Raw genomic sequence first — 1,325 nt, 5'->3', positions numbered from 1 at the left:
CCGTCCCCCCATCGCATCATACGACGGTGCAGGAATATTAACCTGCTTCCCATCAGCTACGCATCTCTGATATCCGCAGCTTCGGTGACTGGCTTAGCCCCGTTACATCTTCCGCGCAGGACGACTCGATCAGTGAGCTATTACGCTTTCTTTAAATGATGGCTGCTTCTAAGCCAACATCCTGACTGTTTTAGCCTTCCCACTTCGTTTTCCACTTAGCCAATCTTTGGGACCTTAGCTGGCGGTCTGGGTTGTTTCCCTCTTGACGCCGGACGTTAGCACCCGACGTCTGTCTCCCAAGCTCGCACTCATCGGTATTCGGAGTTTGCAATGGTTTGGTAAGTCGCAATGACCCCCTAGCCATAACAGTGCTCTACCCCCGATGGTGATACTTGAGGCACTACCTAAATAGTTTTCGGAGAGAACCAGCTATTTCCAAGTTTGTTTAGCCTTTCACCCCTACCCACAGCTCATCCCCTAATTTTTCAACATTAGTGGGTTCGGACCTCCAGGGCGTGTTACCGCACCTTCATCCTGGCCATGAGTAGATCACTTGGTTTCGGGTCTACACCCAGCGACTGTCGCCCTRTTCGGACTCGATTTCTCTACGGCTTCCCTATATGGTTAACCTTGCCACTGAATGTAAGTCGCTGACCCATTATACAAAAGGTACGCAGTCACGGAACAAGTCCGCTCCTACTGTTTGTATGCACACGGTTTCAGGATCTATTTCACTCCCCTCCCGGGGTTCTTTTCGCCTTTCCCTCACGGTACTGGTTCACTATCGGTCGATTACGAGTATTTAGCCTTGGAGGATGGTCCCCCCATATTCAGACAGGATTTCTCGTGTCCCGCCCTACTTGTCGCACGCYTAGTTCCACACATCGCATTTCGTATAAGGGGCTATCACCCTCTATGGCCGGAGTTTCCAATCCGTTCTACTATGCGTCATGCTAAAACGTGCAGGCTCTTCCCATTTCGCTCGCCACTACTTTGGGAATCTCGGTTGATTTATTTTCCTGCAGCTACTTAGATGTTTCAGTTCGCCGCGTTCGCTTTGCATACCTATGTATTCAGTATGCAATGACCTAAAAGGCCGGGTTTCCCCATTCGGAAATCTGCGGATCAAAGTGTGTTTGCTCACTCCCCGCAGCTTATCGCAAGCTACTACGTCCTTCATCGCCTGTAATCGCCAAGGCATCCACCATGTGCACTTATTCGCTTGTCCCTATAACGTTAACCTCTCGGCCGACTAAGCCGAAAGACGCTACAGAGATAAGAAAGTACAGCGTTGTTGCTTGTTTTGATACATACAWTCATTACCC

1 rRNA gene is annotated in these 1,325 nt (G+C 49.9%); it reads right to left on the bottom strand.

The features are described 5' to 3' along the window. A 23S ribosomal RNA gene (locus tag AC1D02_RS22165) occupies nt 1–1,228 on the bottom strand; the annotation flags it as partial. Nucleotides 1,229–1,325: the final 97 nt, after the last annotated feature.

The organism is Massilia sp. P1_C10, assembly GCF_056406475.1.
This window is presented reverse-complemented; position numbering and strand designations above follow the sequence as displayed.